The 24,602-nt window shown below is 44.8% G+C and carries 26 protein-coding genes; 17 read left to right on the plus strand and 9 right to left on the minus strand.

Annotation, left to right across the window (positions count from 1 at the left end):
- Positions 1-95 precede the first annotated feature (95 nt).
- The 6 genes from rpsN to D0A37_RS04460 form a co-directional block, all read right to left on the minus strand.
- Positions 96-398: a 30S ribosomal protein S14 gene (gene rpsN, locus D0A37_RS04435; RefSeq protein WP_242721574.1), complete on the minus strand. Its 303-nt coding sequence runs from the start codon at positions 396-398 to the stop codon at positions 96-98.
- 180 nt (positions 399-578) lie between these two features.
- Positions 579-797 carry a hypothetical protein gene (locus D0A37_RS04440; RefSeq protein WP_242721577.1) on the minus strand — a complete coding sequence of 73 codons (219 nt, stop codon included), beginning with the start codon at positions 795-797 and terminating at the stop codon, positions 579-581.
- Positions 798-910: 113 nt separating this feature from the next.
- Positions 911-1,162 carry a hypothetical protein gene (locus D0A37_RS04445; RefSeq protein WP_242721580.1) on the minus strand — a complete coding sequence of 84 codons (252 nt, stop codon included), beginning with the start codon at positions 1,160-1,162 and terminating at the stop codon, positions 911-913.
- A 131-nt stretch (positions 1,163-1,293) separates the two neighbouring features.
- On the minus strand, positions 1,294-1,971 hold the full coding sequence (gene nth / locus D0A37_RS04450) for an endonuclease III (protein WP_242721583.1): 678 nt from the start codon (positions 1,969-1,971) through the stop codon (positions 1,294-1,296).
- Positions 1,972-2,178: 207 nt separating this feature from the next.
- Entirely contained in the window at positions 2,179-3,273 is a 1,095-nt protein-coding gene (rseP, locus tag D0A37_RS04455) for an RIP metalloprotease RseP (RefSeq protein WP_242721588.1), read from the minus strand.
- A gap of 35 nt (positions 3,274-3,308) precedes the next feature.
- Positions 3,309-3,470 (minus strand): hypothetical protein, encoded by a 162-nt coding sequence (locus D0A37_RS04460; protein WP_242721591.1) that lies wholly within the window; start codon positions 3,468-3,470, stop codon positions 3,309-3,311.
- Positions 3,471-3,527: 57 nt separating this feature from the next.
- On the opposite strand from D0A37_RS04460, the gene D0A37_RS04465 reads away from it, so the two are divergent.
- From D0A37_RS04465 to D0A37_RS04485, 5 genes are all read left to right on the plus strand, one after another.
- Positions 3,528-4,205: an ATP-dependent Zn protease gene (locus D0A37_RS04465; RefSeq protein ID WP_242721594.1), complete on the plus strand. Its 678-nt coding sequence runs from the start codon at positions 3,528-3,530 to the stop codon at positions 4,203-4,205.
- 115 nt (positions 4,206-4,320) lie between these two features.
- Positions 4,321-4,875: a hypothetical protein gene (locus D0A37_RS04470; RefSeq protein ID WP_242721597.1), complete on the plus strand. Its 555-nt coding sequence runs from the start codon at positions 4,321-4,323 to the stop codon at positions 4,873-4,875.
- 59 nt (positions 4,876-4,934) lie between these two features.
- On the plus strand, positions 4,935-5,492 hold the full coding sequence (locus D0A37_RS04475) for a Uma2 family endonuclease (protein WP_242721600.1): 558 nt from the start codon (positions 4,935-4,937) through the stop codon (positions 5,490-5,492).
- A 213-nt stretch (positions 5,493-5,705) separates the two neighbouring features.
- The gene (locus tag D0A37_RS04480) at positions 5,706-7,136 is read left to right on the plus strand and encodes an MFS transporter (RefSeq protein ID WP_242721603.1); all 1,431 of its coding nucleotides are present in this window, start codon (positions 5,706-5,708) and stop codon (positions 7,134-7,136) included.
- A gap of 1,038 nt (positions 7,137-8,174) precedes the next feature.
- On the plus strand, positions 8,175-10,532 hold the full coding sequence (locus D0A37_RS04485) for a GumC family protein (protein WP_242721605.1): 2,358 nt from the start codon (positions 8,175-8,177) through the stop codon (positions 10,530-10,532).
- Positions 10,533-10,911: 379 nt separating this feature from the next.
- On the opposite strand, the gene D0A37_RS04490 is transcribed toward D0A37_RS04485, so the two are convergent.
- The gene (locus tag D0A37_RS04490) at positions 10,912-13,374 is read right to left on the minus strand and encodes a CBS domain-containing protein (RefSeq protein WP_242721608.1); all 2,463 of its coding nucleotides are present in this window, start codon (positions 13,372-13,374) and stop codon (positions 10,912-10,914) included.
- Between the two features lie 259 nt (positions 13,375-13,633).
- Here D0A37_RS04490 and D0A37_RS04495 point away from each other — a divergent pair, with 259 nt between their 5' ends.
- The gene (locus tag D0A37_RS04495; protein WP_242721611.1) at positions 13,634-14,308 is read left to right on the plus strand and encodes a HEAT repeat domain-containing protein; all 675 of its coding nucleotides are present in this window, start codon (positions 13,634-13,636) and stop codon (positions 14,306-14,308) included.
- An 89-nt stretch (positions 14,309-14,397) separates the two neighbouring features.
- Here the strand turns inward: D0A37_RS04495 and D0A37_RS04500 are convergent, their stop codons facing one another.
- The gene (locus tag D0A37_RS04500; protein WP_242721615.1) at positions 14,398-14,811 is read right to left on the minus strand and encodes a PIN domain-containing protein; all 414 of its coding nucleotides are present in this window, start codon (positions 14,809-14,811) and stop codon (positions 14,398-14,400) included.
- Entirely contained in the window at positions 14,811-15,038 is a 228-nt protein-coding gene (locus D0A37_RS04505) for a hypothetical protein (protein ID WP_242721618.1), read from the minus strand. The genes D0A37_RS04500 and D0A37_RS04505 overlap by 1 nt, the downstream gene beginning before the upstream one ends.
- A 133-nt stretch (positions 15,039-15,171) precedes the next feature.
- Here D0A37_RS04505 and D0A37_RS04510 point away from each other — a divergent pair, with 133 nt between their 5' ends.
- The 11 genes from D0A37_RS04510 (at position 15,172) to D0A37_RS04560 (ending at position 24,530) form a co-directional block, all read left to right on the plus strand.
- Positions 15,172-15,771 (plus strand): hypothetical protein, encoded by a 600-nt coding sequence (locus tag D0A37_RS04510; protein WP_242721623.1) that lies wholly within the window; start codon positions 15,172-15,174, stop codon positions 15,769-15,771.
- 83 nt (positions 15,772-15,854) lie between these two features.
- A complete protein-coding gene (locus D0A37_RS04515) occupies positions 15,855-16,109 on the plus strand; it encodes a hypothetical protein (protein WP_242721626.1) in 255 nt (84 codons plus the stop codon).
- 99 nt (positions 16,110-16,208) lie between these two features.
- The gene (locus D0A37_RS04520; protein ID WP_242721630.1) at positions 16,209-16,568 is read left to right on the plus strand and encodes an ArsR/SmtB family transcription factor; all 360 of its coding nucleotides are present in this window, start codon (positions 16,209-16,211) and stop codon (positions 16,566-16,568) included.
- A gap of 116 nt (positions 16,569-16,684) precedes the next feature.
- Positions 16,685-17,713, plus strand: a complete 1,029-nt coding sequence (locus D0A37_RS04525; RefSeq protein ID WP_242721633.1) for a PstS family phosphate ABC transporter substrate-binding protein — start codon at positions 16,685-16,687, stop codon at positions 17,711-17,713.
- Positions 17,714-17,814: 101 nt separating this feature from the next.
- Positions 17,815-18,525 (plus strand): MIP/aquaporin family protein, encoded by a 711-nt coding sequence (locus D0A37_RS04530; protein WP_242721636.1) that lies wholly within the window; start codon positions 17,815-17,817, stop codon positions 18,523-18,525.
- Positions 18,526-18,532: 7 nt separating this feature from the next.
- Complete coding sequence (gene arsH / locus D0A37_RS04535) at positions 18,533-19,192, plus strand: arsenical resistance protein ArsH (RefSeq protein WP_242721639.1); 660 nt, start codon at positions 18,533-18,535, stop codon at positions 19,190-19,192.
- A gap of 50 nt (positions 19,193-19,242) precedes the next feature.
- The gene (gene arsC / locus D0A37_RS04540) at positions 19,243-19,638 is read left to right on the plus strand and encodes an arsenate reductase, glutathione/glutaredoxin type (RefSeq protein ID WP_190732266.1); all 396 of its coding nucleotides are present in this window, start codon (positions 19,243-19,245) and stop codon (positions 19,636-19,638) included.
- Between the two features lie 167 nt (positions 19,639-19,805).
- A complete protein-coding gene (gene arsS, locus D0A37_RS04545; RefSeq protein ID WP_242721642.1) occupies positions 19,806-20,792 on the plus strand; it encodes an arsenosugar biosynthesis radical SAM (seleno)protein ArsS in 987 nt (328 codons plus the stop codon).
- Positions 20,789-20,947 carry a hypothetical protein gene (locus D0A37_RS04550; protein WP_242721645.1) on the plus strand — a complete coding sequence of 53 codons (159 nt, stop codon included), beginning with the start codon at positions 20,789-20,791 and terminating at the stop codon, positions 20,945-20,947. The genes arsS and D0A37_RS04550 overlap by 4 nt, the downstream gene beginning before the upstream one ends.
- Positions 20,947-21,672: a TVP38/TMEM64 family protein gene (locus D0A37_RS04555; RefSeq protein WP_242721648.1), complete on the plus strand. Its 726-nt coding sequence runs from the start codon at positions 20,947-20,949 to the stop codon at positions 21,670-21,672. Before D0A37_RS04550 ends, D0A37_RS04555 begins: the two co-directional genes overlap by 1 nt.
- A gap of 302 nt (positions 21,673-21,974) precedes the next feature.
- The gene (locus tag D0A37_RS04560; protein ID WP_242721651.1) at positions 21,975-24,530 is read left to right on the plus strand and encodes an ATP-binding protein; all 2,556 of its coding nucleotides are present in this window, start codon (positions 21,975-21,977) and stop codon (positions 24,528-24,530) included.
- Positions 24,531-24,602 lie beyond the last annotated feature (72 nt).

Genomic DNA, 24,602 nt, shown 5'->3' on the forward strand with positions numbered 1-24,602 from the left:
CAACCCCAAACATAATCCTGCCGATTAATCGTGAGTTTTTTTCTTCTTTCTTCCTTCTTCCTTCTTCCTTCTCCCTTCTTCCTTCTTCCTTCGTGCTACCAGCTAGACTTCACAACACCGGGCAAAAGACCTTCGTGAGCCATTTCTCGCATCACGTTGCGAGACAGTCCGAAGTCACGATAGTAACCTCTGGGCCGTCCAGTTGCCCAGCAGCGGTTCCGCAAGCGAGTCCGCGAACTGCTGCGGGGTAGCTGTTGCAGTTGGCGGTGAATCGCCATTTTGTCCATCTGATTGTTAGCTTGGTCAAACTGGTCTTTCAGGTCTTCCCGCTTGTCGGCGTACTTGTCTACGAGTCTCTGGCGCTTTTTCTCGCGCTCAACCATGCTCTTCTTAGCCATAATCTGTTGATATCCTTAGATTAATCACAATCTACTATTTTACTATATTTTTGTCATTTTGGATAACTTTAGTTTTAAATATTTTTATTTACACACAACAACTTATCTCATTTGCAGGAGGCCTCAGCTAATATTGTGCGATCGACAGTTGCTCTAATTCGAGCTGACGCACCCTAGGAACTACTCCTGGTTCTCGCCAAGAGTTTGTTGTGCAGCGTGTCGAATGTGGAGGATGCGAACTGCAGACACATCTTCACTTTCGGCAATAGTGAAAATAATGCGGTATGAGTTGCGCCCTTTACCGTAAAGTAACTGCCTAATTTCTTTACTGAAGTATTGATTTTCCCTGGCGATAGGACAGCGTTTTGGCATCGCTGATAAAGGCTCGATAGCCTTCAACAATCCCTCCTACCACTCCCTTGCTTTCTCTGGTGATGTCATCTGAGATAATAGCAGGAATGCACTATCAGCTTCTGCTTCTGCAACGCTAGAAATTTCAATGAGATATGTCATCAGTTTGTTGGAAAACTGTACTTGGTGCGCTGTGATTTAGCAAATTCATCAAAAGAACGGAACCGTCCTAAATCAAAATCATTTAACCCCTCCTGAATACCCTCAATAGCTTCTTCAGAGTCTCGGGCTTCCCATTCTAATATCCGAGTTAGCAATTGGGCAGCAACAAGGCTAATATCTTGTCCTTCCCGATCTGCTTTTTCACGAAGTAGTGCCTCTATTTCTGGACTGAGGGAAATCGCAATACTCATATACTTACTTCCTTAGTATTAAGCTGTTGACTAGAATTATAGCAAACTCAACAAACGAGCGACCGACAAAGTTTATTCATCAACTTTTCATCTCAGCAATTGTAAGGTGCGTCAGCTCCTATTATTTAATGCTAGTTGCTAGCCTCCGCACTGACGCACCGGTGCGTAATATTAGCAGAAGGGCACAAATCTGCAAGTTCGCAAATATTGCAAACCGGATTTCTCGCATTACAAACTGCCCTGCCGTGATAAACCAACCGAATCGACCAATTTTCCCAATCAGGCTGCGGCAACAATATCATCAAATCCCGCTCGATCCTTGTAGGATCGGTATGTTCTGTCAATCCCAACCGCTGAGTCAAACGTTTGACGTGAGTGTCTACCGTCACGCCCATATTAATACCAAAAGCGTGGGCGAGAACGACATTAGCCGTTTTGCGGGCAACTCCGGGCAATTCTAGCAGCAGTTCCATCCGCTGCGGCACTTGATTGTTGAATTTATTGACGATCGCCTGACAAGCACCTTTAATGTTTTTAGACTTATTGCGGTAGAAACCAGTCGATCGCACCAGACTTTCCAATTCTTCTAAATCAGCATTTGCCAAAGCAACCGCATCGGGAAAACGCTCAAACAAAGCCGGCGTTACCAGATTTACTCGATCGTCCGTACACTGAGCCGAGAGAATCGTCGCCACCAGCAACTGCACGGGAGTTTCGTAGTTGAGAGTACAAGGAGCTTCTGGATAGAGGCGTTTGAGGCGAATCAGAATTTCGAGCGATCGTTGTTTTAAACTTAACTTTTTAGTCATTAGTCATTAGTCATTAGTCATTAGTTATTAGTCATTAGTTATTAGTTTTTAACTGGTTCCCAGGCAAGACCCGGGAACGCATAACCAGAGGCTCTGCCTCGCTTGCGTAGGAAAAAAAGTAGAGGGAAAAATAGGAAAATAGGAAAACGGAAAATCAGACATAATTCTTCCTTCTTTCTTCTTCCCTCTTCCCTCTTTCTTCATTTACTATTGCATCAAAAATCGAAAATCTATCCCAGCCAAATTAGCTGTATCGCGAATAATCAAGAAAACTCCCAAACCCAGCAACAGCACCAAACCAGTCTGCATCACATTTTCCTGAATCCGGTTCGGTAAAGGTTTACCCCGCAGTCCTTCTATTAATAGAAAAGCTAGCTGACCCCCATCTAAAGCAGGTAAAGGCAAGATATTAATCACAGCCAAATTGACGCTAATTAGCACAGCATACTGAAACAAACTCGCAGCATCGGATTTGGCAATCCCTGCACCAATCGCCACAATCGCCACAGGCCCGGACAACTTGTCGGCAGTTTGGCTGAAATTGCTAAGTAACTGCCCAAAACCTTGAACCGTCAGCACCACAATCCGCTCAAATTCTTTGGCTGCCTTGCTAAACGCCTCTACAATTCCTGCCCTCTGCCGCACGACAGTGCCGTTAGAAGTTAGCTGCACGCCAATGCGACCTTTGCCGTCGGGGGACTGTTCGGGAGTGACTGTCACCACAAATTTTTGTTCTTGGCGCTGAATTTCCAACGCTAGGGGTTGGTTGGGATGATCTTGGATTTCTGTGACCAATAATTTCATAGCTTCGCGGGAAGCGCCCAATTCCTTGCCGTCAACAGACAGAACAATGTCGCCCGATCGAATTCCCGCTTGTTTTGCGGCCGAACTGACTTCGGCGGCGACTTCCGGGACTTTAACTCCCGGTAGGTAGTTCATTTCTGCAGCGCCGACAGTGCTCAATTGCACCACCAGCAGAAAATAAGCAAAAATTAAGTTGGCAATTACCCCTGCACTAATGACGATCGCCCGATCGAGCACGGGGCGATTTTTGAGCAAATTCGGGTCATTTGGGGGAATTGTACTGTCTGGATCGTCGTCCGGGAAACCCACGAAACCTCCCAGGGGAAAGGCGCGGAGGGCGTATTCTGTTTCCGGGCCTTGGTACTTCCAGAGGATGGGCCCGAAACCGATGGAGAAGCGGTTGACGTGGATGTGTTGAAGTCTCGCCGCCAGGAAGTGGCCGAGTTCGTGAACGACAATCAAGATACCTAAAACTGCGATCGCTGCCAAAACTGACATGAAGGATTCCACTAACACTTTTACTGGACTTTGATTTATTTTAATATCTTTTTAATATCGGTGGCTTGGGAGCGACAATTTTCAGTCAAACTGGAAGATGGAGTTTTTGTCGGAAGTCCCGGGTGCTGCGATCGAACCGACGCTGCCAAACCGATCGCGCGATCGTACCTGAGTTTACCTCTAAAACCCATTCCCATTACCAATTCCCTATTACAAATTTTCCATTACCAATTCCCAGTTACCCATTCCCCATTATGAAAGACACTTCTTTGAATATTATCGCTATTTCTATCTTTGCCATCACCGTTTCAATATTGTTAGGGCCCCTATTCAACTTGCCAGAAGCCGTACCTGCGATCGCCACTTTTTGCCTGTTGGGGCTAGCCACCCTCGACAGTTTCCAGTGGCAAGGTCAAGGCGGTACTATTTTATTAGATTGGCTGGGGGGAACTTCCAAACAAAAGCGCGATCGTATCCTTCACCACGAAGCCGGACACTTCCTAGTTGCCCACCTATTGGGAATTCCCATAACCAGCTACGCCCTCAACGCTTGGGAAGCATTTAAACAAGGTCAAACAGCCCAAGGCGGCGTCCGATTTGAAGACGAACAATTAGCATCTCAACTCCAAAGTGGCACTCTTTCCGCCCAACTTTTAGACCAATACTGCACAGTGTGGATGGCCGGAATAGTCGCCGAAAAAATTGTTTACGGCAGTGCACAAGGAGGAGCAGAAGATCGCACAAAAATTAGTGCAATTTTAACACAACTGCGCCGTCCCAGTTCCGAAATTCAACTCAAACAAAACTGGGGTTTGCTGCGAGCAAAAAACCTGCTCGAAAGCCACAAATCAGCTTACGAAGCCCTAGTAGCAGCAATGGAAAAAAGAGCAACCATCGCTGAGTGCTGCGACATAATCCAGCAAAATTTATAAACAAAAATTACGCCTTCTGGCCTTGATCAACCCGGTTTATTTATAGATTCCTCACTAAAACCCAGATTTTGTGTAGAAACCGAGTTTAACAGCGTATTATAGGGATTAAAAATTTATGTCAGAACCCAAAAAATTCCCAACAACACTGCAAACAGCACACCCAAATACAGAAAAATTGTTGTGGCTGTTCGGTTTCCGGATCGACCCCAGCACCGAAATACCAAATCTATATACTCTCATTGTCTATGGAGAACAAGAGCCGCCCTTAGTAGCCGGCGGCCAACTTGTATTTTTTACCCGTCCAGAACTAGCGATTAACGCTCTCCAATTGTGCAATATCGATGTCAGTGAAGTGGGAAAGCCACCCACGCAAATAGACGCTATTTGCGACATTGCAGAAACGCTGTACTTGCTCGATGCCGAAGATTTTGACGAGTCAGCTACTATCCTCAACTGTTTGAACGCGCTTTTCGATTTAGTGAAAGCTACTTTAATACCGATGCCAACTGAATACAAGCGCATACTTTATGATTTTGCAGACCATTTGAATATTGAGGAAGAGTTTGCAAGTTTTTTAGACGCAGAAGATATTCAGCGATCGGAAATTGTCAATGCCATTTTGTGGTGTGTGGGAGCAATTACAGCTAAATCTAGATTGTTGACCGAGTAATTTGAGAAAAACTAGAATGTGAATCGATAATAAATAAAATCGCCCAAGGAAATTGTGCCATGACGGTAAAAGATTTACGCTTGTGGACTGTAGAGGAATACCGCCGCATGACCGAAACTGGCATTCTCAATCCCGATGAAGGAGTCGAATTAATTGACGGGAAAATTATCTCAAGGAGTGCAAAAAATCCTCCCCACGCAGCAACTAACCTCTGTGCAGCCGACTATCTCAGAAATCTGCTGGCAGGACTTGCTTTAATTCGCATCCAAGACCCGGTTACTCTAAGTATAAATTCAGAACCAGAACCAGATATTGCTGTAGTACAAATCGACCCTCGGCTGTACCAAGATTTTCATCCCGCACCCGCCAACATTTTCTTATTAGTAGAAATAGCTGATACCACCTTAGAAACAGACCGCAAGCGAAAAGCATCGGCTTATGCTAAGGCGGGAATTACTGATTATTGGATACTTGATGTTAACACGTGGCAAGTTTATGTTTTTCGCGAACCGGGCGAGGCCAACTACCGACAAGAAACAGTATTTAATGAAGATGATGTTTTGTCAATGCTGGCATTTCCAGAAATAGAAGTTCAGATTTCGCAACTGTTTCCTTAAGTAGGGGCAGGTTTTACTAAGAATAATGGCCTAAGACAAATAATCTCCTAAACCTGCCCCCACCAACCTATCAATTACCAATTACCCAATTATAAATTACCAAATTTTCAGGGTCGTCCCGATCGCTAAAAAAAACTTAGTATTAGGCCGTAGAGCGAGTTATACTCCTACTACAAAGCCCCCACCTGCAAAAAAATTCCGAAATCAAAGTTTATGAGCAACACTTCCCCGCCTCAACCAGCGGCCAACAACCCCGCCACACCAAAACTCAGCCTCTCGACAAAATTAGCTTACGGTGCCGGCGACCTGGGCCCGGCAATTACCGCTAATGTTTTGGCATTTTACCTCCTAGTTTTCTTTACCAATGTTGCTGGTTTACCTGCCGGCTTAGCCAGTAATATTTTGGTAGTTGGCAAGGTTTGGGATGCCATAAATGACCCGATTGTGGGGGTTTTGAGCGATCGCACTTCTCACCCTTGGGGCCGCCGATATCCTTGGATAATATATGGTGGAATTCCCTTCGGTATATTCTTCTTATTGCAGTGGATTGTACCTAGCACGGATCACACAGTGTTATTTTGGTACTATGTTGGGATCAGCATTTTGTTTAACACCGCCTACACGGCTGTCAATCTTCCCTACACCGCCCTGACTCCAGAACTTACTCAAGACTACAACGAACGCACTAGCCTTAATAGTTTTCGATTTGCTTTCTCCATTGGCGGCAGCATCTTTTCATTAATCTTAGCTCTAATTATCTTTGCTGTATTTGAAAAGAACCCAAATCAACAATATTTAGTATTAGGTGCAATCTGTGCAGTTATCTCTGTCTTGCCTTTGTACTGGTGCGTTTTGGGAACTCGCAAGCACGTCGCAGCCCAACTATTAGAAAACGCCGAACTAGATAATTCTACATCCTTGCCACTGAAAGAACAGTTGCAGATTGCATTTAGCAATCGCCCTTTTTTGTACGTTATTGGAATTTATCTTTTTTCTTGGCTGGGAGTGCAGTTGACTGCTACTATTATTCCCTACTTTGTGGTTAACTGGATGCAACAGCCACAGTATGTTTTTAGCTTGGTTGCGATCGCCGTTCAAGGCACTGCATTAATCATGCTATTTGTTTGGAGTAAAGTCAGCGAGAGATACGGCAAAAAAGCCGTATATTTTATGGGCATGAGTTTGTGGATTATTGCCCAAGCTGGACTGTTTTTCTTGCAACCAGGACAAGTATTGCAGATGTACCTATTAGCAGTCATGGCAGGTGTCGGAGTTTCCACGGCTTATCTAATACCTTGGTCGATGATACCGGATGTGATCGAACTCGACGAACTTCAGACTGGAGAAAGACGCGAAGGCGTTTTCTATTCGTTTATGGTACTGCTGCAAAAAATCGGATTGGCAGGGGGTTTGTGGTTGGTAGGCCAAGCATTAGAAAGAGCTGGATTTCTCTCTACAGTTCCCGGACAGCCGGCACCCGTACAGCCAGATTCGGCACTGTTTGCGATTCGAGTTGCGATCGGCCCGCTGCCCACACTTGCTTTGATTGCTGGCATGATTCTTACATATTTTTATCCCATAACCCGGGAAGTTCATGCAGAAATATTGTTGAAACTTAGAGAGAGAAAAGCACATAATCAGTAATATCTAATAATGAGTAGTTGGGAATTAGTAAAATCAAAAAATAACAACTACCAATAGCTAATCCAAGCCCGATCAATAGCAATCCTGCCATCCTGTGCGAACTCTTTTTTTTCTTTGACAATGTGTCATCTTGTTATGGCATCGGTTAATTCAAAAAAAAGCCCGTTGCGCGTTTACCGAAAGGATTGCTATAGCTTGCTTGGAGGGCGAACAAAAGCCATAGTTTTAGTAAGAGTCCCGGAACTCAGAAACCGATTTTTTTACGAAAAATATATAAATCGCGTAGCGCCATCCGCCCCGGTGGAAAGACCCCGAAGGCTGGAGTTTTTCGAGATGTCGATCGATCTTGAAAAAACAAATTATTAAATTTTATGTCGATCGCGCACTATTGAGAGTAGTGTGTGATATAATGGCGAGGATGAGTAACTCGATAAACTTCAACAGTCATCCAGCTACTCAAAAAGTTTATAATTAAAAGAAGAGACAGATTTTTCTCGGAAATTGATTCGATTAGTCGCCGTTCCAAAAATTTGCTGAATGTTACTAATTATATCTACATAGAAAATGCCAAACGTTTTAGCCTGTCAGTTAACGAGTAAGTTAACATATGCTTCTGCAGTTGACTGCCAACCGAAAAAGGTAATAAATTACAAAGCCATACCAGCGGAAGCGACGGCTGAGGTGTTACAGTCAATTGTAAAAGTTTGGTAAAGTTATTGCGCCCCTACCGCGAAGCTGAGCGACACCGGAAAAAGTTTGCTTCCTCGCCCCGAAACCCTACATACAAGCACAACGCAGCAGATCCAAATGCAGTCGGATACAACTCTCCAGAAGTTGTAAAATAACTTTTGCCGTCGGCACACCATAGGAATTTAGTTATTTTTGTATACTATGTGAAAAGAGTGAGAACTATTAGAAGGAATTGGGTTCGACCAACCAAGAATCTCGTGTGATATCCTTAAGCCAATGCTCAAAGTATCAACTAGAAGGCTCGCAGAACAAAGCTGATTTTACCCCCAAAATATCAAAGAGGTCAACATGGAAAGAGAACAGGACGCTCATATCGTACCCATTAGCAACCAGAGCCGACAGGTGCAGCAATTTTCCGTTGACGAGGGAGAAGAGTTAAGCGCGCAGCCTCAGAAAGGATTGAATCTAAAACCGTTTTTAAGGACTTTTCAGCGACAATCCCTAATCATTATTGGGATTATGGGTCTAGTAGGCGCTGGAGCTTTTTATCAGATCAAGGGAGGCAAGAAAACATATCAAGGCGATTTTCGGATGCTAGTGGAACCAGTGACAACGGAGGCAAGAATTGCTGACCCCGCTGCCCTAGCCAATCGCAGCGAGGGGGGAGGAGTACCTAATCGAGATTTTTTTAGTTTGGACTACGCTACTCAACTTGAAATTCTCAAGAGTCCTCAGATGCTTTCTGCTATTGCCAAACAAGTCCAAAAACAATATCCAAAAGTTACCGAAAAAATTCTTGAAAAAGAATTAGTTGTTGTGCGGCGGGGAGAAGATCTGATGACGCTCACTAAAATTTTGGAAGTTCGCTTCATGGGGAACGAGCCTAAATTAGTTGAGTTCGTTTTACAAGAAACTAAAAAGAAATATTTAAAGTACAGTCTTGAGGAACGCAAGACTCGGATTGGTGAAGGTGTTAAATTTATTGAAGACCAGCTTCCGGGACTCAATAAGCGTGTAAACGACCTGAAATCGGAGTTACAGGTTATACAGCAGCAGCAAAAGATTACCGACCCTCAAGAACAAGGCGCGCAATTGATCGAGCAAGTTCGCACCGTAGAAACTTTAGAGTTAGAAACTCAAAGGCTACTGCAAGAACAGAAAACGCTGTACGCTAACTTGCAAAAACAATTAGATTTTACACCAAATGAAGCTATTGCCGCTTCAGCTTTAAGCGAAGAACCTCAATATAAAGAGTTGCTGACCAAGGTTAAGGAAGTAGAAGGTCAGATTGCTGTAGAAACAGCTCGTTTTAAATCTGCTAACCCTATAGTAGAAGCTTTAGAGCGCAAGCGGGCAAATTTAGTAGCTTTGCTCAACCAGCAAACTGATCGAATTTTGGGGCAAAATTTAGTAGGCACCCAAGCTAATTCTAAAGTTCAGAATTTTCAAAATTCTATTCGCATAGGCTTGATTAAACAATTGGTTGATACTGCTAACCAAGTTGAAGTCTTAGAAGCTCGCCTTCAAGCAATCACCCAAAGTAAAAACAATTTAAACAGAAAAGCAACAGAATTCCCCAGCATAGCCCGCCGCTACAACGAACTGCAACAGCAATTAGAAGTAGCCGGCCGCACCCGCGATCAACTTTTAAGCCAGCGGGAAACTCTGCGCGTCCAAGCAGCTCAAAGCCAAGTACCTTGGGAAATAATTTCTGAACCACAGATACCGCGAGATGAGAAGGGCAACCTCATTCCTGTTCCATCGAAAGCTAGAAACAAATTTTTGATGGCAGTTATTGGAGCGCTAGTTTTGGGTCTGGGAGCTGCTATCCTCATTGAAAAGTTCCGCAATATTTTCTACTCTCCTGATGACGTTAAAGATGCGGTTGAAGCACCTTTATTGGGAGCAATTCCTCTTGACAAAAATGCTAGAAAATTGCCGCCTTCTATTGCTAAGGCCTATGCTTATCTTGAAGGAAAAGAGGGTAATAGGAAAAATGCTGCGGAATTTATAGAAGCTTTTGACTCTCTTTATACTAATATCCGCTTTCTTTCTTCAAATCGAACGATTCGCTCTTTGGCCATTGGTTCGGCTACAGTTGGCGAAGGCAAATCTACCATTGCTTTAAACTTAGCTCACGTGGCAGCGCTGGCGGGTCAGCGAGTGCTGTTAGTAGACGCGAATTTGCATTCCCCCAGCCTGCACTTGCTGTTGGAACTGCCTAATGTCAAGGGATTGAGCAACTTGCTCGACAATAAAAACGAACCCCATGAAATTATCCAACGATCGCATCTAGCAGATAATCTTTTTGTATTAACGGCCGGTCTCCCTGATTCTGGTACTGCCCGACGGCTTGCCTCATCTGGGATGCAGTATTTAATGGAAGAACTTCAGGCCAAATTTGACTTAGTTATCTACGATACGCCACCCCTGGCGGACAGTAAAGATGCGAATTTTTTAGCGGCGCGTACCGATGGAATACTGATGGTTGTAGCACTTCGCCAGGTTCCCTTTTCTTTAGTCCAAAAAGTTTTCAGTCAATTAGAAAATTTTGGCATACCATGCTTGGGCACAGTTGCGAATCATGCCTCTAAACGCAAGAAGTATCCAGCATCTAGATCATCTGTTGTTGAAGATAAAAGTGAATATTTGAATTTGACACCAGCACCGTCTCGTATCCGCAAACTAGCTCCTAAAAAAGAGTGACACCCAAAAAAGCTGACCCCCAAAAAAAAGGATACAAGCCCCCGACAGGAGTCATGAAACTCCCAAAGTTTTAGACTCTTGTTCAAACTCCCAGATTCGTCTGTGGAGTAAATCGAAAATCTAAAATCGTTCGACTGAACGCGACTTGACTAAGCGCTGGGCGAACCTCTTATATCAATTCCGGTTGCACTCATACATGATTGTTGACTGTTGACTGTTGACTGTTGACTGTTGACTGTTGACGGGCAGGTCGAAAAACTGAACTGAATGGTTGAGTGTTAACTGTTGACTCGATTTTATTATTCCGATGCAACCGGAAAGGATATTAGGGCGAAGTCTAAAATCTCAAATCTCAAATCTCAAATTGACTGATGGGGGACTAATTTCCATCCGGGTTCGTAGGAAATGTGACGATAAAATTAGTCCAGCCATTCGTGCTTTCAACCTCAATTTTTCCCTGCAACTGTTCGACCAGTTTTTGAACCAAAGCTAAACCCAAACCTGTACCTCCTTGTTTCCAAGGATCGGCGTTGGGAACTCGATAAAATTTCTCAAAAATTCGAGGCAATTCCTCTATGGAAATCGAGGATTGATTGCTGAGTGTGAATTGGATTTGTGAAGCCACAGCACTGGCTTGTCGCGAATTTTTCCTTTGTCCTCCTTGTTCGCCGTCTCCGTTTTTGCACTCGACTTTCAGAAAAATTTCGCCGTCATTGGCAGTATATTTACAGGCATTGTTGAGGAGTTCGGCTAAAATTCGTCCCAAACTAGCGCGGTTGGAACTGATCGTGGGGAGGTGGCGATCGCACTCTACTCGTAAATCCTGGTGGCGGTCTTGGGCCCGGGTGTAAAACGGGTCGATAATAGTAGGCAGCCAGACTTCTAAGTTTACTGGTTCGAGGTCGATCGGACAAGTTGCCGCTTCGAGCCGCTGCAAATCTAGCAAAGCATTAATCAAATCTGTTTCTCTAGTACATTCTGTTTCTAAAATTTCTAGATAAATCTGGCGCCGATCTGCTGTGGGAGAAATTCTCAGCATATGAATAGCCATTTTTATATTAGCTAAAGGCGTCCGCAGTTCGTGAGAAACGGTGCTGAGAAATTCATCTTTGAGGACGTTTAAATGCTGGAGTTCGTGAACTTTTTGCTGCAATTCGGCGGTGCGTTCTTGGACTTGGCGTTCGAGGTCGGTGTTGAGATTTTGGACTTGCTGATAGAGTTGGGCTTGCTGAATGGCGATCGCGATTTGAGTTGCCAGTTGTAGCAGCAAATCCACTTCCGAAGGCTGCCACTGCCGGGATTGGGAGCACTGATGGACACACATCATCCCCCACAAATTGCCGTCTTGCAAAATTGGTACAATCAAATAAGCTTTGATTTGCGCTTGCTGAAACCGCGCATATTTTTCGGCGCTCAAACCGGCTTGGTCGATGTCGGGGACGGCATAAATTTCCTGTTCGATCACCGAAGCTGATTCTTGCCAAATATTATCTGGCAGGATTTCTCCCAAGATTGAAGGCCAATTTTCGGCAACGGATTCTGCCACTACAATGCCGTAATTGCTGGACTCTAAATGCAGGATTGCTACTCGGTCAGCTTGCAAAACTTGGCGCACTTCATCGACGCTGGCGTTGAGAATTTCTTCGAGGTTTAAGGATTGATGAATCCGCAAGGAAATGTGAGTTAACAGCCGATCGCGCTGCAATTGTTCGTGGAGTTTGGCAGTCCGTTCCCGCACCTGCTGTTCTAGTTTGGCGTTGCGGCTTTGCAACAGTTCCACTTTTTCGGCTTGGAGTTGATAAACCGACTGCTGCAACTGTTTGACAACTCGGTACATTTCGGTAGGATCGAGGACTCTGAGCAAGCTGGTCTGACTAATAATTCCCAACAGTTCTCCGCGTCCCCCGCACACGACCAACCGCTGCACTTGTTGCTGCTCCATTTCTTTGTGGGCCGTCCATAAGGAATCGGAAGGTTGAAGAAATTGCAGGGGAGTTCTCATGACTTTTTGAGCTGGGGTTTCCTGGAAATTTAATTCGAGAAACTGTGCCTGCACAAGGTCATATTCGGTAATAATTCCCAGGGGTTGGTGAAAGGAATAGTGAAAAATGGAGGTATAGTCATCTTTTTTGGGCTTCTCCATTGTTAATTCTTTGTTTTTTGTAATCACTACACAACTGACTTGATGCTCTGACATCAGTTCGGTTATGCTCAGCAGTGAGGCGGTGTGGGGCGCTGTAATTGGCGTAGTCATTAATTCTGCTACCCGCCGCAATTTAAGAATGTTTGAAGGCTGCAATACTTGGCGAATTCTTTCCCGTGTCAGCACTCCTACCAAGTGGCGAAATTGATTGACGATCGGCAAATAGCGAATTTTGTGCTGGCGAAATAAGGATAAAGCGGTAAACACGTCTTGGTCATCGGATTCTGTCAGGGAGACAGGCAACGGAGACATCACTTCGGAAATTGGTATTTTGTGCAGACCTACTTTGTGCTGGCTGTCTATTTTGCCAGAAGCTATCAGCCTCACTAGGTCGGCGGGAGTTAATATGCCGATTAACAGCCCGCGGCTGGGGTTCTCGGATAAGTTGCCTGTGATAATAGTCTGCTGGTTCTGCACGACGAACACGCAGCGGGCCCGCACCTTTTCCGGGGCGGATGTTTCGGTAATTGCTCCCCGGTCTGAGGGTAAAGGTGTTTTGACTAGGGGACAACTGTTTTGCAATTGACTCATCAGAGCGATCGCCACTGCTAAGGAAGTTTCTGGCCCGGCAGTGAGGGGGTAGCGATCGATCGCTTGTTCTAAGGCTGAGGAGTAAAAGGGCGGGTGGTAAAACGGCATAGTGGATTGCAGGTTGTCAGAGGGCGGCTAACTATCGGGCAAAGCCTTAGGGAACGGCATAAACACCTCGCCTGTGCTTGGGATTTAAATAATAAACTTTCTAATTAATTATTTCTATACAATCTGAGCTTTAGATTAATGGTTTCACTAATCCGCCACCTCAAATCCTTGGGCGGTTTTTACTGCCTGCTTTTCCCCTGAGACTCCCCTATAATCAAAATAACCCGAATGTAAAGTTTTACTACAAGATTTATCCATAATGACAACTTTAAGCTTAGAGCAAATTGCAGCCAAGTTAGAAAGCCAAAATTCAGCCGATCGAATGGTAGCTTTGGCCAACTTGCGGAACGTGCCTGCTGCTGAGGCGGTGCCTTTGATTAAAAAGGTGTTAAACGACGAAAGTTTGCAGGTGCGATCGATGGCTGTGTTTGCTCTCGGGGTCAAACCCACGGCAGAGTGCTATCCTATTCTAGTCAAATTGCTAGAAACTGACCCGGATTACGGCATTCGCGCTGACGCTGCGGGTGCTTTGGGCTATCTGGAAGATATTAGAGCTTTTGAGGCTTTGGTGCGGGCTTTTTACGAAGATACTCAATGGCTGGTGCGCTTCAGTGCTGCCGTTTCTCTGGGTAATCTCAAAGATCCTCGGGCTCGCGATGTGCTGCTGAAAGCTCTCGACAGCGAGCAAGTGGTGATTCAGCAGGCGGCAATTTCGGCTTTGGGGGAAATTAAGGAAGTTGGGGCGATCGATCGCATCCTCAATTTTGCTCAGTCGGAAGATTGGCTGATCCGCCAGAGGCTGGCGGAAGCTTTGGGCAATTTGCCGAGTGTTAAGAGCGTTTCGGCTTTGAAATACTTAGAAAAAGACAGCAATTCTCAAGTATCTAAGGCGGCAACAATTTCTCTCGATCGCCTGTCAAAAGCAGAAGGATAACAGATACCGATACTTTTTTTGTAAGTGTTTCATTTCCGCGCTTTTAAGGCGGGGATGAAACACCGATGCCTAATTTATTCAGCCCTCTGCTAGATCAACCGATTTCTCAGTTCTTGAGGTGACAAAACGGGAATCGGCGACCCTGCGAATCCATTCACATCCCGAGTAACGATCGCCTCTAACTCTAATTCGATCGCACACGCTATCTGCACCGCATCTTCAAAATCCGGCAATCTCAGCGCGATCGCTTGCTCCAGAACCTCTCGATCCACCGCACAAATTTCCATCAATGCCAACAGTCGAGTTACGGCGGCAATCGCAGCTTCAGAACTCTTGGTTTGTCGTCCAACCAAATAATGCACATCCGTAACCGTGGTCGCCGACATAAACCCTTCTACTCGCCCCGATTCAATGGCATTGAGTAAAAAAGCAGCATCCGCTACAAAAGGTTCGCGGGCAAGCATTGCATCCAGTAAAACATTGGTATCAAATAAAACTTTCATCACAGATACTTTTGGATTAAGCGCTCATCCAACATTGCCTTTACTTCTGCATCTGTAGGTGGTGGCGCGTCCGTTTTTGCAATGCCAATTAAACTCGCGGCTAAACCCTTCGGTTTCACCTTCGAGCGGGGTTTCGGTTGGAGCGATCGCATCAAAGCATTAATTAACTGCCATCGCTCCTCGACAGACAACCTCAGTGCTCGGTCTTGAAGTTCGCGTAACGTCATAGTAATTATCTTTGACAGAAAGCATTGGACAAGCAGGCAAGTATATAAATACCCCCCCTTCAAAATTTTAGCGCCTCAAGTGATATAATGTTAGCTTCTTAAAAACACTTAATTTTTCGGGAGAGGGAGTTAAATGCCCTACAGTCAATTTAGCATAGAACAAATTAAGACAACTTTCGGCATCGCCTTTTCGAGCAAGATGGGCTTATTTGCCGACATTCCCGAAATAGAACCAAGCAGTTTTTTGCAAGAAACTTTGCAATTCAATCTGCCTTTAGCACTAGAAATTAATTCCGAGAAAGCTCGGAGCGAGCTAATTGTCGCGCCAATATTAGTTGAGATCAAAAAACGGCTACCGGAACGGATGAGTTTGTTCTCCGGTCGAGAATTCAATGTAGACGCTGCTAGGGGTTTGAGCGGTTATTGCGATTTTCTAATTAGCAGATCGCCGGAACAGCTAGTCATTGAATCCCCAGTTATCGCCTTGGTTGAAGCCAAAAATGACAACATTCAATCCGGCTTAGGACAGTGCATGGCAGAAACGATCGCAGCACAAATATTTAACCAGCGTCAAGAAAACGACATTCAGACAATTTATGGAGTTATCACAACTGGGAGTATTTGGAAATTTCTCAAACTAGAAGGAATTGCGATGGAGATTGACACCAGCGAATATTTTATTAATAATGTTGGTAAAATTCTCGGTATCTTAATAAATTTTATAGAGTCTTAAGTGAAACCTGAATGTATGATTTAAGCTGCGACGGTAAATCGCAAGTTAGAATAGTTGTTAATATCGTTTAACCAAAGCCAGCCATGAATCAAGCGCCCAATCCTTTTAACTCAAATCCATCCAATCCGCTAGACCCGTTGGAGCAAGAAGTTGACGAGCAAGGTGAAGAGTTGCCGAGACAGTACCACCCCGCCACTAAAAAAACTCTGCAAAAAGTCTTTATCATCCTGGTAGTTGTCGGGGCAATTATTGGGGGAATTCTATCTATAGGAGTGATTTCGCTGCTGCAAAAGACTGGACTCACTGATGTGCCGACCCGGGTACAGAATCCGAAGTAATACCCAGTAGGAAGGATCTGTCGATGCTGAATACACTGATTTTCTGGGATGAAGCTTGAGAAACTATGATGTTTTGTATGGATGTTTTCAAAATAATTGATGCTTAAAAATTCTACGGCTGCGCCCGATCGCATTTCACAGCGACAGATTTCGGAAAAACTTGTCTCCGCAGGCTTTCACGCTCTTTCTGACCCCCTGCGGATTCAGATTCTGGAGTTGCTGCGAGAACAGGAGTTGTGCGTTTGTGAATTGTGCGATCGGCTTTCTGTCCCTCAGCCTAAACTCTCTTTTCACCTCAAAGCCTTGAAGGATGCAGCTTTAGTCCGCAGCCGCCAAGAAGGCCGCTGGATTTACTACAGCCTCAATTTAGCTCAGTTTGTCGCCCTGGAACAGTACCTCGCTGAATACCGCCGCTTCAGCCAGATCCTGCCGGCACGCCCTTGTTCTGACGCAGATTAACCCATCAATATTTCTTAATGTGTTTATTGCCTGTTTGTCTTCCCTCATACTTGACATATCAAATTTTATTGATATGATTCCAGTGTACCCCTTAGTTATGGCATTGGGTGAGGTCAATGAACCCAGTAGAAAAGCCCAAGGTTTCCGCACTAAGTATAATTGCTTTGACCATAGGTGCGATCGGGCTTCTCAACTCTTGCGGACAAGCCCAGTCGCCCGAATCGCAAAGCATAAAAATAGACGGTTCCAGCACTGTGTATCCCATTACGGATGCGATCGCGAAAGAATATCAAAATACCAATCCCAAAAAAGCATCAATTACTGTTGAATTCTCCGGTACTGGTGGCGGATTTAGAAAGTTTTGTGCTGGCGAAACTGACATCAGCAACGCCTCGCGACCCATCAGGCCAGGGGAAATGGAAGCCTGCAACAAAGCTGGCATCCGCTACTACGAATTACCTGTCGCATTTGACGCTCTCACAGTAGTAGTGAATCCCAAAAATAGCTGGGCAAAAGACATCACAGTAGCCGAACTCAAAAAACTTTGGGAACCTGCCGCCCAAGGAAAAATTACCCGCTGGAATCAGATCAGACCCAGTTGGCCAAATCAACCCATCACCCTCTATGGTGCAGGTAAAGATTCCGGTACATTTGACTACTTCACAGAAGCAACAGTAGGTACTGCGAAAGCCAGTCGTACCGACTACACAAACAGTGAAGATGATAATGTTTTAGTGCAGGGAGTTATCAAAGATCCAAATGCCTTGGGTTACTTTGGCTTAAGCTATTACGAAGCCAATCAAACTCAATTAAAAGCATTAGGAATAGACAACGGTAAAGGGCCAGTTCTACCCAGCATCGAAACCGTAGAAAAAGCTCAATATCAACCCCTCGCTCGACCTCTTTTTATCTACGTCAGTTACACCGCTGTCCAAAATAAACCAGAGGTGGGCGAGTTTGTGCAATTCTACATGAAAAAAGCACCAAGTTTAGTCCAATCGGTCGGTTATATTCCACTACCAAGCGAAGGCTATCAACTGATTTACAAGAATTTCTACAATGGCAAGGTGGGGACAGTTTTTGGTGGCAAAGCTCAGCTTGACGCGACAATTGGGGAGTTATTGAGGCAGCAGGCAACTTTTTAGGTATCAGTGGTCATCTGTCAAATGTTTTAGCTTGTTAGCTGTAAGTCTAGATTGGTAACTAAAATCTAACAAGAGAGGTAAATTTATCACGGATCGACTCAATGTTCAAGTCAGTTTATAAGACAGCAAGCAGCTTATTCTCACCCGAGTGCAGGAGAGAATCAATCGCAGAATTCCTCGGTACGTTTATTCTGGTTTTTGCTGGCACCGGCGCCGTGATGGTTAACAAAATTAGCCAGGGTGCTGTTACTCATCTAGGCATCAGTTTTGTCTTTGGAGCCGTTGTAGCCGCGATGATTTATGCTACAGGTCATATTAGTAGCGCCCACCTGAATCCGGCTGTAACATTAGCTTTCTGGGCGAGCGGCTTTTTTCCAAGCAAACGTGTTTTGCCTTATATTTTAGCGCAGTGTGCGGGCGCGATCGCAGCTTCTTTATTGCTGATAATTACTTTAGGAAAAGTAGCACATCTCGGTGCAACTGTTCCTCTCAACGGTAACTGGTTACAGTCTCTAATCCTAGAAACAGTATTGACTTTTATCTTAATGTTTGTTATCTTGGGTTCGGGATTAGATAGACGCGCTCCCATCGGCTTTGCCGGAATAGCAATTGGGTTAACTGTAGGGTTAGAAGCCGCATTTATGGGACCAATTACCGGAGCGAGCATGAATCCGGCACGCTCTCTCGGACCGGCTTTAATTGGAGGCATTTGGGAACACCATTGGGTTTATTGGGTGGCTCCTATTTGGGGAGCACAATTAGCAGTCGCAGTTTATCGGGAACTGTCTAACGGATTTCGGGATTTTAATTGAAACTAGCATGACAAGTTTTACGCACAAACCGAGAATTTTGTTTCTATACGGCTCTTTAAGAGAGCGTTCTTACAGCCGCTTGTTGGCGGAAGAATCTGCTAGAGTTATTGAGGATTTTGGTGCCGAAGTTCGATTGTTCAATCCTCTGGAATTGCCGATCTACGGCAGCGTTCCCGATACGCATCCGAAGGTTCAAGAATTACGGGAATTGAGCCTATGGTCGGAGGGTCAAGTGTGGTCGAGTCCAGAAATGCACGGGAATATTACCGGCATTATGAAAAACCAAATTGACTGGATTCCTTTAAGCATTGGGGCTGTCAGACCGACTCAAGGCAGAACTTTGGCGGTGATGCAAGTTAGCGGTGGTTCGCAATCTTTTAATGCTGTCAATACTTTGAGAATTTTGGGCCGCTGGATGCGGATGTTTACGATTCCGAATCAGTCTTCGGTTGCGAAAGCTTATCAGGAATTTAATGATGATGGGACGATGAAGGATTCGCCTTATCGCGATCGCGCGATCGACGTAATGGAGGAATTGTACAAGTTTACCCTGCTGTTGCGGGAGCAAGCCGACTATTTGACCGATCGCTACAGCGAACGCAAGGAACAAGCCGCTAAAGAGGCGATCGCACTAGCAAATCGCGCCCTTGAATTACCGGGCGCTTAGAAACCGCCGGAACCCTGACAACAACCCATAACCCACAACTAACAAAAACCATGAAAAAAGTAATGTTTGTTTGCAAAAGAAACTCCTGCCGATCGCAAATGGCAGAAGGATTCGCTAAAACCATCGGAGCCGGCAAGATTGGAGTCACCAGTTCCGGTTTAGAATCAAGCAGAGTTCATCCGACAGCAATTCAAGTCATGTCAGAAATTGGTATTGACATCACCGATCAAACATCCAACCCATTAAACGAATTCAATGCAGAAGATTACGATGCAGTAATTTCTCTCTGCGGCTGTGGCGTGAATTTACCCGAAGCGTGGGTATTGCGAGAAGTGTTTGAAGATTGGCAACTCGACGACCCCGATGGACAACCCATCGAAACTTTTCACCGCGTTCGAGATGAAATTAAAGCACGAGTTGAAACATTAGTTGACTCTCTAAAGTAAGATTAGGGTCAAATTTATAACCCTTGCCTTGCAGGTTTCGAGGGCTTCTCTAGCGATCGGTTAAAATTTGGATCTGTCGCATCCACATAATTAATGCTAAATTATCAGAGGCGTTCCGCCAGAACGCCTCTAAATCCGTTGCGAGCAGAGACGAAAAAGTTTAGCACATGATTCAGACAGCAGTCACCCCTTTCAAAAACAAACTCAACTCAGCTTTAACTAAAAAGCAGATTACAGTTTTACAAATTAATCTGGGCAAACGCTGCAACCTCGCTTGCAGTCACTGCCACGTAGAAGCTAGCCCGACACGAACAGAAGAACTTTCCCCGGAAATTTGCGACCAATTAATTGAAATAATTCGCCGCTTTCCTCAAATTAAAACTGTTGACCTCACCGGCGGTGCTCCCGAAATGCTTTACGGTTTTAAACCGCTAGCGGAAGCTGCCAGGGCAGCAGATAAAGAAGTAATTGTTCGTTCTAATTTGACGATTTACTTTGAAAAAGGTTTTGAAGATATTCCCGAATATTGCGCGCAGCATCAACTCAGAATTGTGGCGTCGCTTCCCTGCTATCAAGCTGACAATGTGGACAAAATGCGCGGCAACGGTGTTTTTGACAGTTCGATTCTGGCCCTGCAAAAGCTAAATCAGTTGGGATACGGAAAAAACCCAAATTTAATTCTCGATTTGGTGTACAATCCCCAAGTGCCGGCAACAGACAAGTTTTCGCTAACACCGGAACAAGGCAAGTTAGAGCAAGATTACAAGGTTTATTTAGCCGAACATTTTGGGATTTGTTTTAATCAATTGTTCGCGATTACTAATTTGCCCGTGGGACGGACTAAGTTTCATTTGCAACATAAGAAACTGCACAAGCCTTATCTGGGGTTTTTGGAGGATAATTTTAATCCCGGTACTCTGGAACATTTAATGTGCCGCAACGAATTGTCGATCGACTATTTGGGCAATGTCTACGACTGCGATTTTAACCAAATGGAAAATCTGCCGGCGAAAACTGCCCAGGGGGAAAAGATAACTGCTGCTAAATTGCTCGAATCTGGTAGTTTAGATGTGATTCAAGAGGTGCAAACTGCTGCTTATTGTTACGGCTGTACGGCGGGTAGCGGTTCTAGCTGCGGCGGTACTTTGATTTGAGAAGGAAGAAGGAAGAAGGAAGAAGGAAGAAGGAAGAAGGAAGAAGGAAGAAGGAAGAGGGAAGAAACTATGCTCTTGGGCCCGATTCCCGATTCCCCATGCTTTTGGGCCCAGGGCCCCATGCCCATATTATTGAGAGTGGAGAGTTTAGGTAATGAATGATTCGCGATCGCCCGGTGAAAAGCCGCCAGTATCAAACAGGTGGAAGCTGATTTTAGGGATTGGTTTAGCTGTGGCTTTAATTGCTGCGACTCAGTTTTTTAACTTTCAAGGAATTCTGAAAAATGCGCTGGAGTCGATCGCGAGTCTCGGCCCTTGGGGCCCGGCAGCTTTTATTTTAATTTACATTGTAGCAACGGTTCTATTTATCCCTGGTTCTTTGCTGACTCTCGGTTCTGGCGTTTTGTTCGGAGTCGTTGGCGGTTCGGTGTGTGTTTCCATCGGCTCGGTTTTAGGCGCAACTTGCGCTTTTTTAACAGGAAGGTATTTAACTCGCGACTGGGTTTCCAAACAGATAGAGGGTAATCAAAAATTTAAGGCGATCGATGCAGCAGTTGCTTCTGAAGGATGGAAAATTGTGCTGCTGACGCGACTTTCTCCCATATTTCCGTTTAATTTGCTTAACTATGCTTTTGGGGTTACGCAGGTATCTCTCAAAGACTATTTTTTGGCATCTTGGATCGGCATGATTCCCGGAACAGTCATGTATGTTTATATCGGTTCCCTGGCTGGGAGTTTGGCTGCACTTGGATCTAGCGGGCGATCGCGCACTGCTGCTGAGTGGGCTCTTTACGGCATTGGTTTGCTAGCAACGATCGCCCTCACCGTTTATGCAACCCGCTTGGCTAAAAAAGCTTTAGACGAAAAAATTTCCCCCTGACACCAAAGCACAACTTGGTAAAAGTGTCAAGAGAGTTTCGCTCATACATTATAATACATTGCTAATCTAAAAAACTCCGTATTTTCTCTGTGTTATTTACAATTATTTTGTTATACAAACGAGATAGATATTAAAGATATCGTAAAGCACAAGCCTCAAATAGGTAAACCGAAGGTCGAAATATAAAATTGATGCCAAAATAGAAGGCGAGCGCGCAACCCTAAGAAAAATTGTTTGCAGTCAGGAATGTAAGTAATACCATTTTAGATTTTAGATTTTAGATTTTAGATTTTAGATGGCGAATGACGGATGACTACCAGGATTGGAATCTTGGCTACAGTTGCATTCTTTTCTTAAACTGTCTCACTACTTACCTGAGATTAATTCTGCCGAATGACGAAAGCCGTGTGATGAAGTTGACTCTGAGGGAACATTTGATGATGCAAAACCCAGCAAATCAAGCCGGATCTGTGTCTGCGCCACCACAAACAAAAAAGCTGCGCCGCTTTTGGCAAAACATCAGCAATTCGGCTCAATCGCGGTGGCAGCAAGCGCACAGTCTTTGGCAGCACAGACGGCAGCGCCGCCATTTGCTGACCCTGCTAATTCTGGCCACCACGGCTTTAACCATTAGCACAACTGCTTGCATCAGCTATTTTTTTGTGCGTGGGCTAATCCTCGACAATTTAAAGCAAATAGCACTATTAAAACTAGAAAAAGGCACCGACGAAATTGACCGCTGGCTCAGCAGTCGCAAAGCAGAAATAGAAACCATTGCTTACGATCCTACGGTTAGCACTCTTAATTGGAAATTAGTCGAACCCAGGTTGCAAGGAGAGATATACAGGTTAAAAGAGTATTTCATCCTGTCATTAACTCAACCAGACGGCTCATTTATCAACACTCTAGGCAACCGCGCCAACAGCAAAGACCGCCAACACTTTAAAAAAGCAATGGCAGGGCAGCTCAACGTTTCCGACCCGCTGATCGGCCGCAGTACAAAAATTCCTACGATCATCATTTCAGCTCCTATTTGGACCTTACCCCCCGCTCCCAATCAAGTAATTGGAGTCCTATCGGGCAGCATTAAATTAGACCGAGTAACATCTGTAGCTAACGGCTTGCAGTACGGTTCCAACAGTTATGCTTTTGCGCTCAATTCACAAGGAGTGCCAATTGTTCATCCCAACACTAACTTAATCGGAAATATCGACTGGCCGGCCCCAAGCTTTTTAAAGTCACAAGACCCCGCACTCTCCACAATTGCGCGGCAGATGATCGACCGCCAGACGAACATTGAACTGGTAAAAATAGACAAAAAATGGGTGTATGTGGCCTATGCTCCCCTCAAGGAAGTTAACTGGTCTATGGCTTTAGTAATTCCCCGCGAAAATATTGAATCCAAACTACAAGCATTAAATTTGCTGACATCCGTAGTCGCCGGACTGCTCGGCCCAGCCATGCTAGCAGCAATATGGCTAATTTATTCCTCCGAAAACAATCGCGCTCAAGCGGAGCGAGAAGCCATGCTCAACCGGATTGCTGGACGCATTCGCGCTTCCCTAGAATTAGACAAAATCGTGCAAAGCACAGTCGAAGAAATAGTAAGTTTGCTGCACCTAGAACGGGCGGCTTTTGGGTGGTACAAACCACAAGAAAAAATGTTACAAATCCTATGGGAATGTTGCCCATCTGATGGTGCGACGCCTGCTAAAAAGTTTGAGTCTTACTTGGTCGGAAATTTGTCAATACCGAGTGACCAATGCGAACCCATTATTCTTTCGAGGGACACCTGGGCGGAGGGTGCAGCTCAATCGAGCGAAATTAAACCTAATAGCTATTTAGCCGTTCCTGTCCACACTCCCAACCAGCCGCAGGGTTATTTAATTTGCAGCCACGTTACTCATTGGCTTTGGAGCAAGGAGGAAATCCAACTCTTAAAAGCGGTGGCAGACCAATTGGCGATCGCCATTACTCAAGCTCACCTTTACAGTCAAACCCAAGACCAAGTAAAACTGCTTAATCGTGCCTTAAATGAACTGAAAAAGACTCAAACTCATTTAGTGCAGAGCGAAAAAATGTCATCTCTAGGTCAAATGGTAGGCGGGATAGCGCACGAAATCAACAACCCGGTTAACTTCATTTCGGCTAATTTACCTCACACCAGCAAATATACTAAAGATTTATTAGCATTGGTGAGTTTATACAAACAAACCTTCCCAGAGGTTCCCCCGGAAATCACAGATTTTACAGAAGAAATTGAGTTAGAATTTATCGAGGAAGATTTGCCGCAGATATTGGATTCTATGAAAATAGGAACCGAACGCATTCGCAGCATCGTTCTTTCTTTACGTAACTTTTCTCGCCTCGATGAATCTGATAAAAAGCTGGCCGACATTCACGAAGGTATAGAAAATACGTTACTGCTGCTCTCCAACCGCATTAAAAATAGAATTTATATAGTCAAGAAATACGGAAAAGTGCCTTCAGTGGAGTGCTATCCTTCTCAGCTAAATCAGGTGTTTATGAATTTGCTGAGTAATGCGATCGATGCCTTGAACGATATCGATCGCCTGGATAAAATCATTACAATTTCTACGGGAGTAGTTCGAGAACATGGCGGAAAATTTCTGAAAGTGGCGATCGCCGACAACGGCCCCGGCATTCCCGCCAGCGTTAAAGACCAAATTTTTAACCCATTTTTTACTACTAAAGAGGTAGGCAAAGGCACTGGTTTGGGATTAGCCATTAGCTACAAAATTGTAGTGGATGGACACGGCGGCAGCATCAAAATTTCTCAACCTCCGGGCGGGGGCACGGAGTTTGTGGTAAAAGTTCCTATTAATAACGCGAAGTAAGACTATTTTAGATTTTAGATTTTAAATTTGGGAAAGCCTGATAATACAAGGTTTTGGATATTATCTATAGTT

It is taken from the genome of Microcoleus vaginatus HSN003 (assembly GCF_022701255.1).
GTDB classification, from domain to species: Bacteria; Cyanobacteriota; Cyanobacteriia; order Cyanobacteriales; family Microcoleaceae; genus Microcoleus; species Microcoleus vaginatus_B.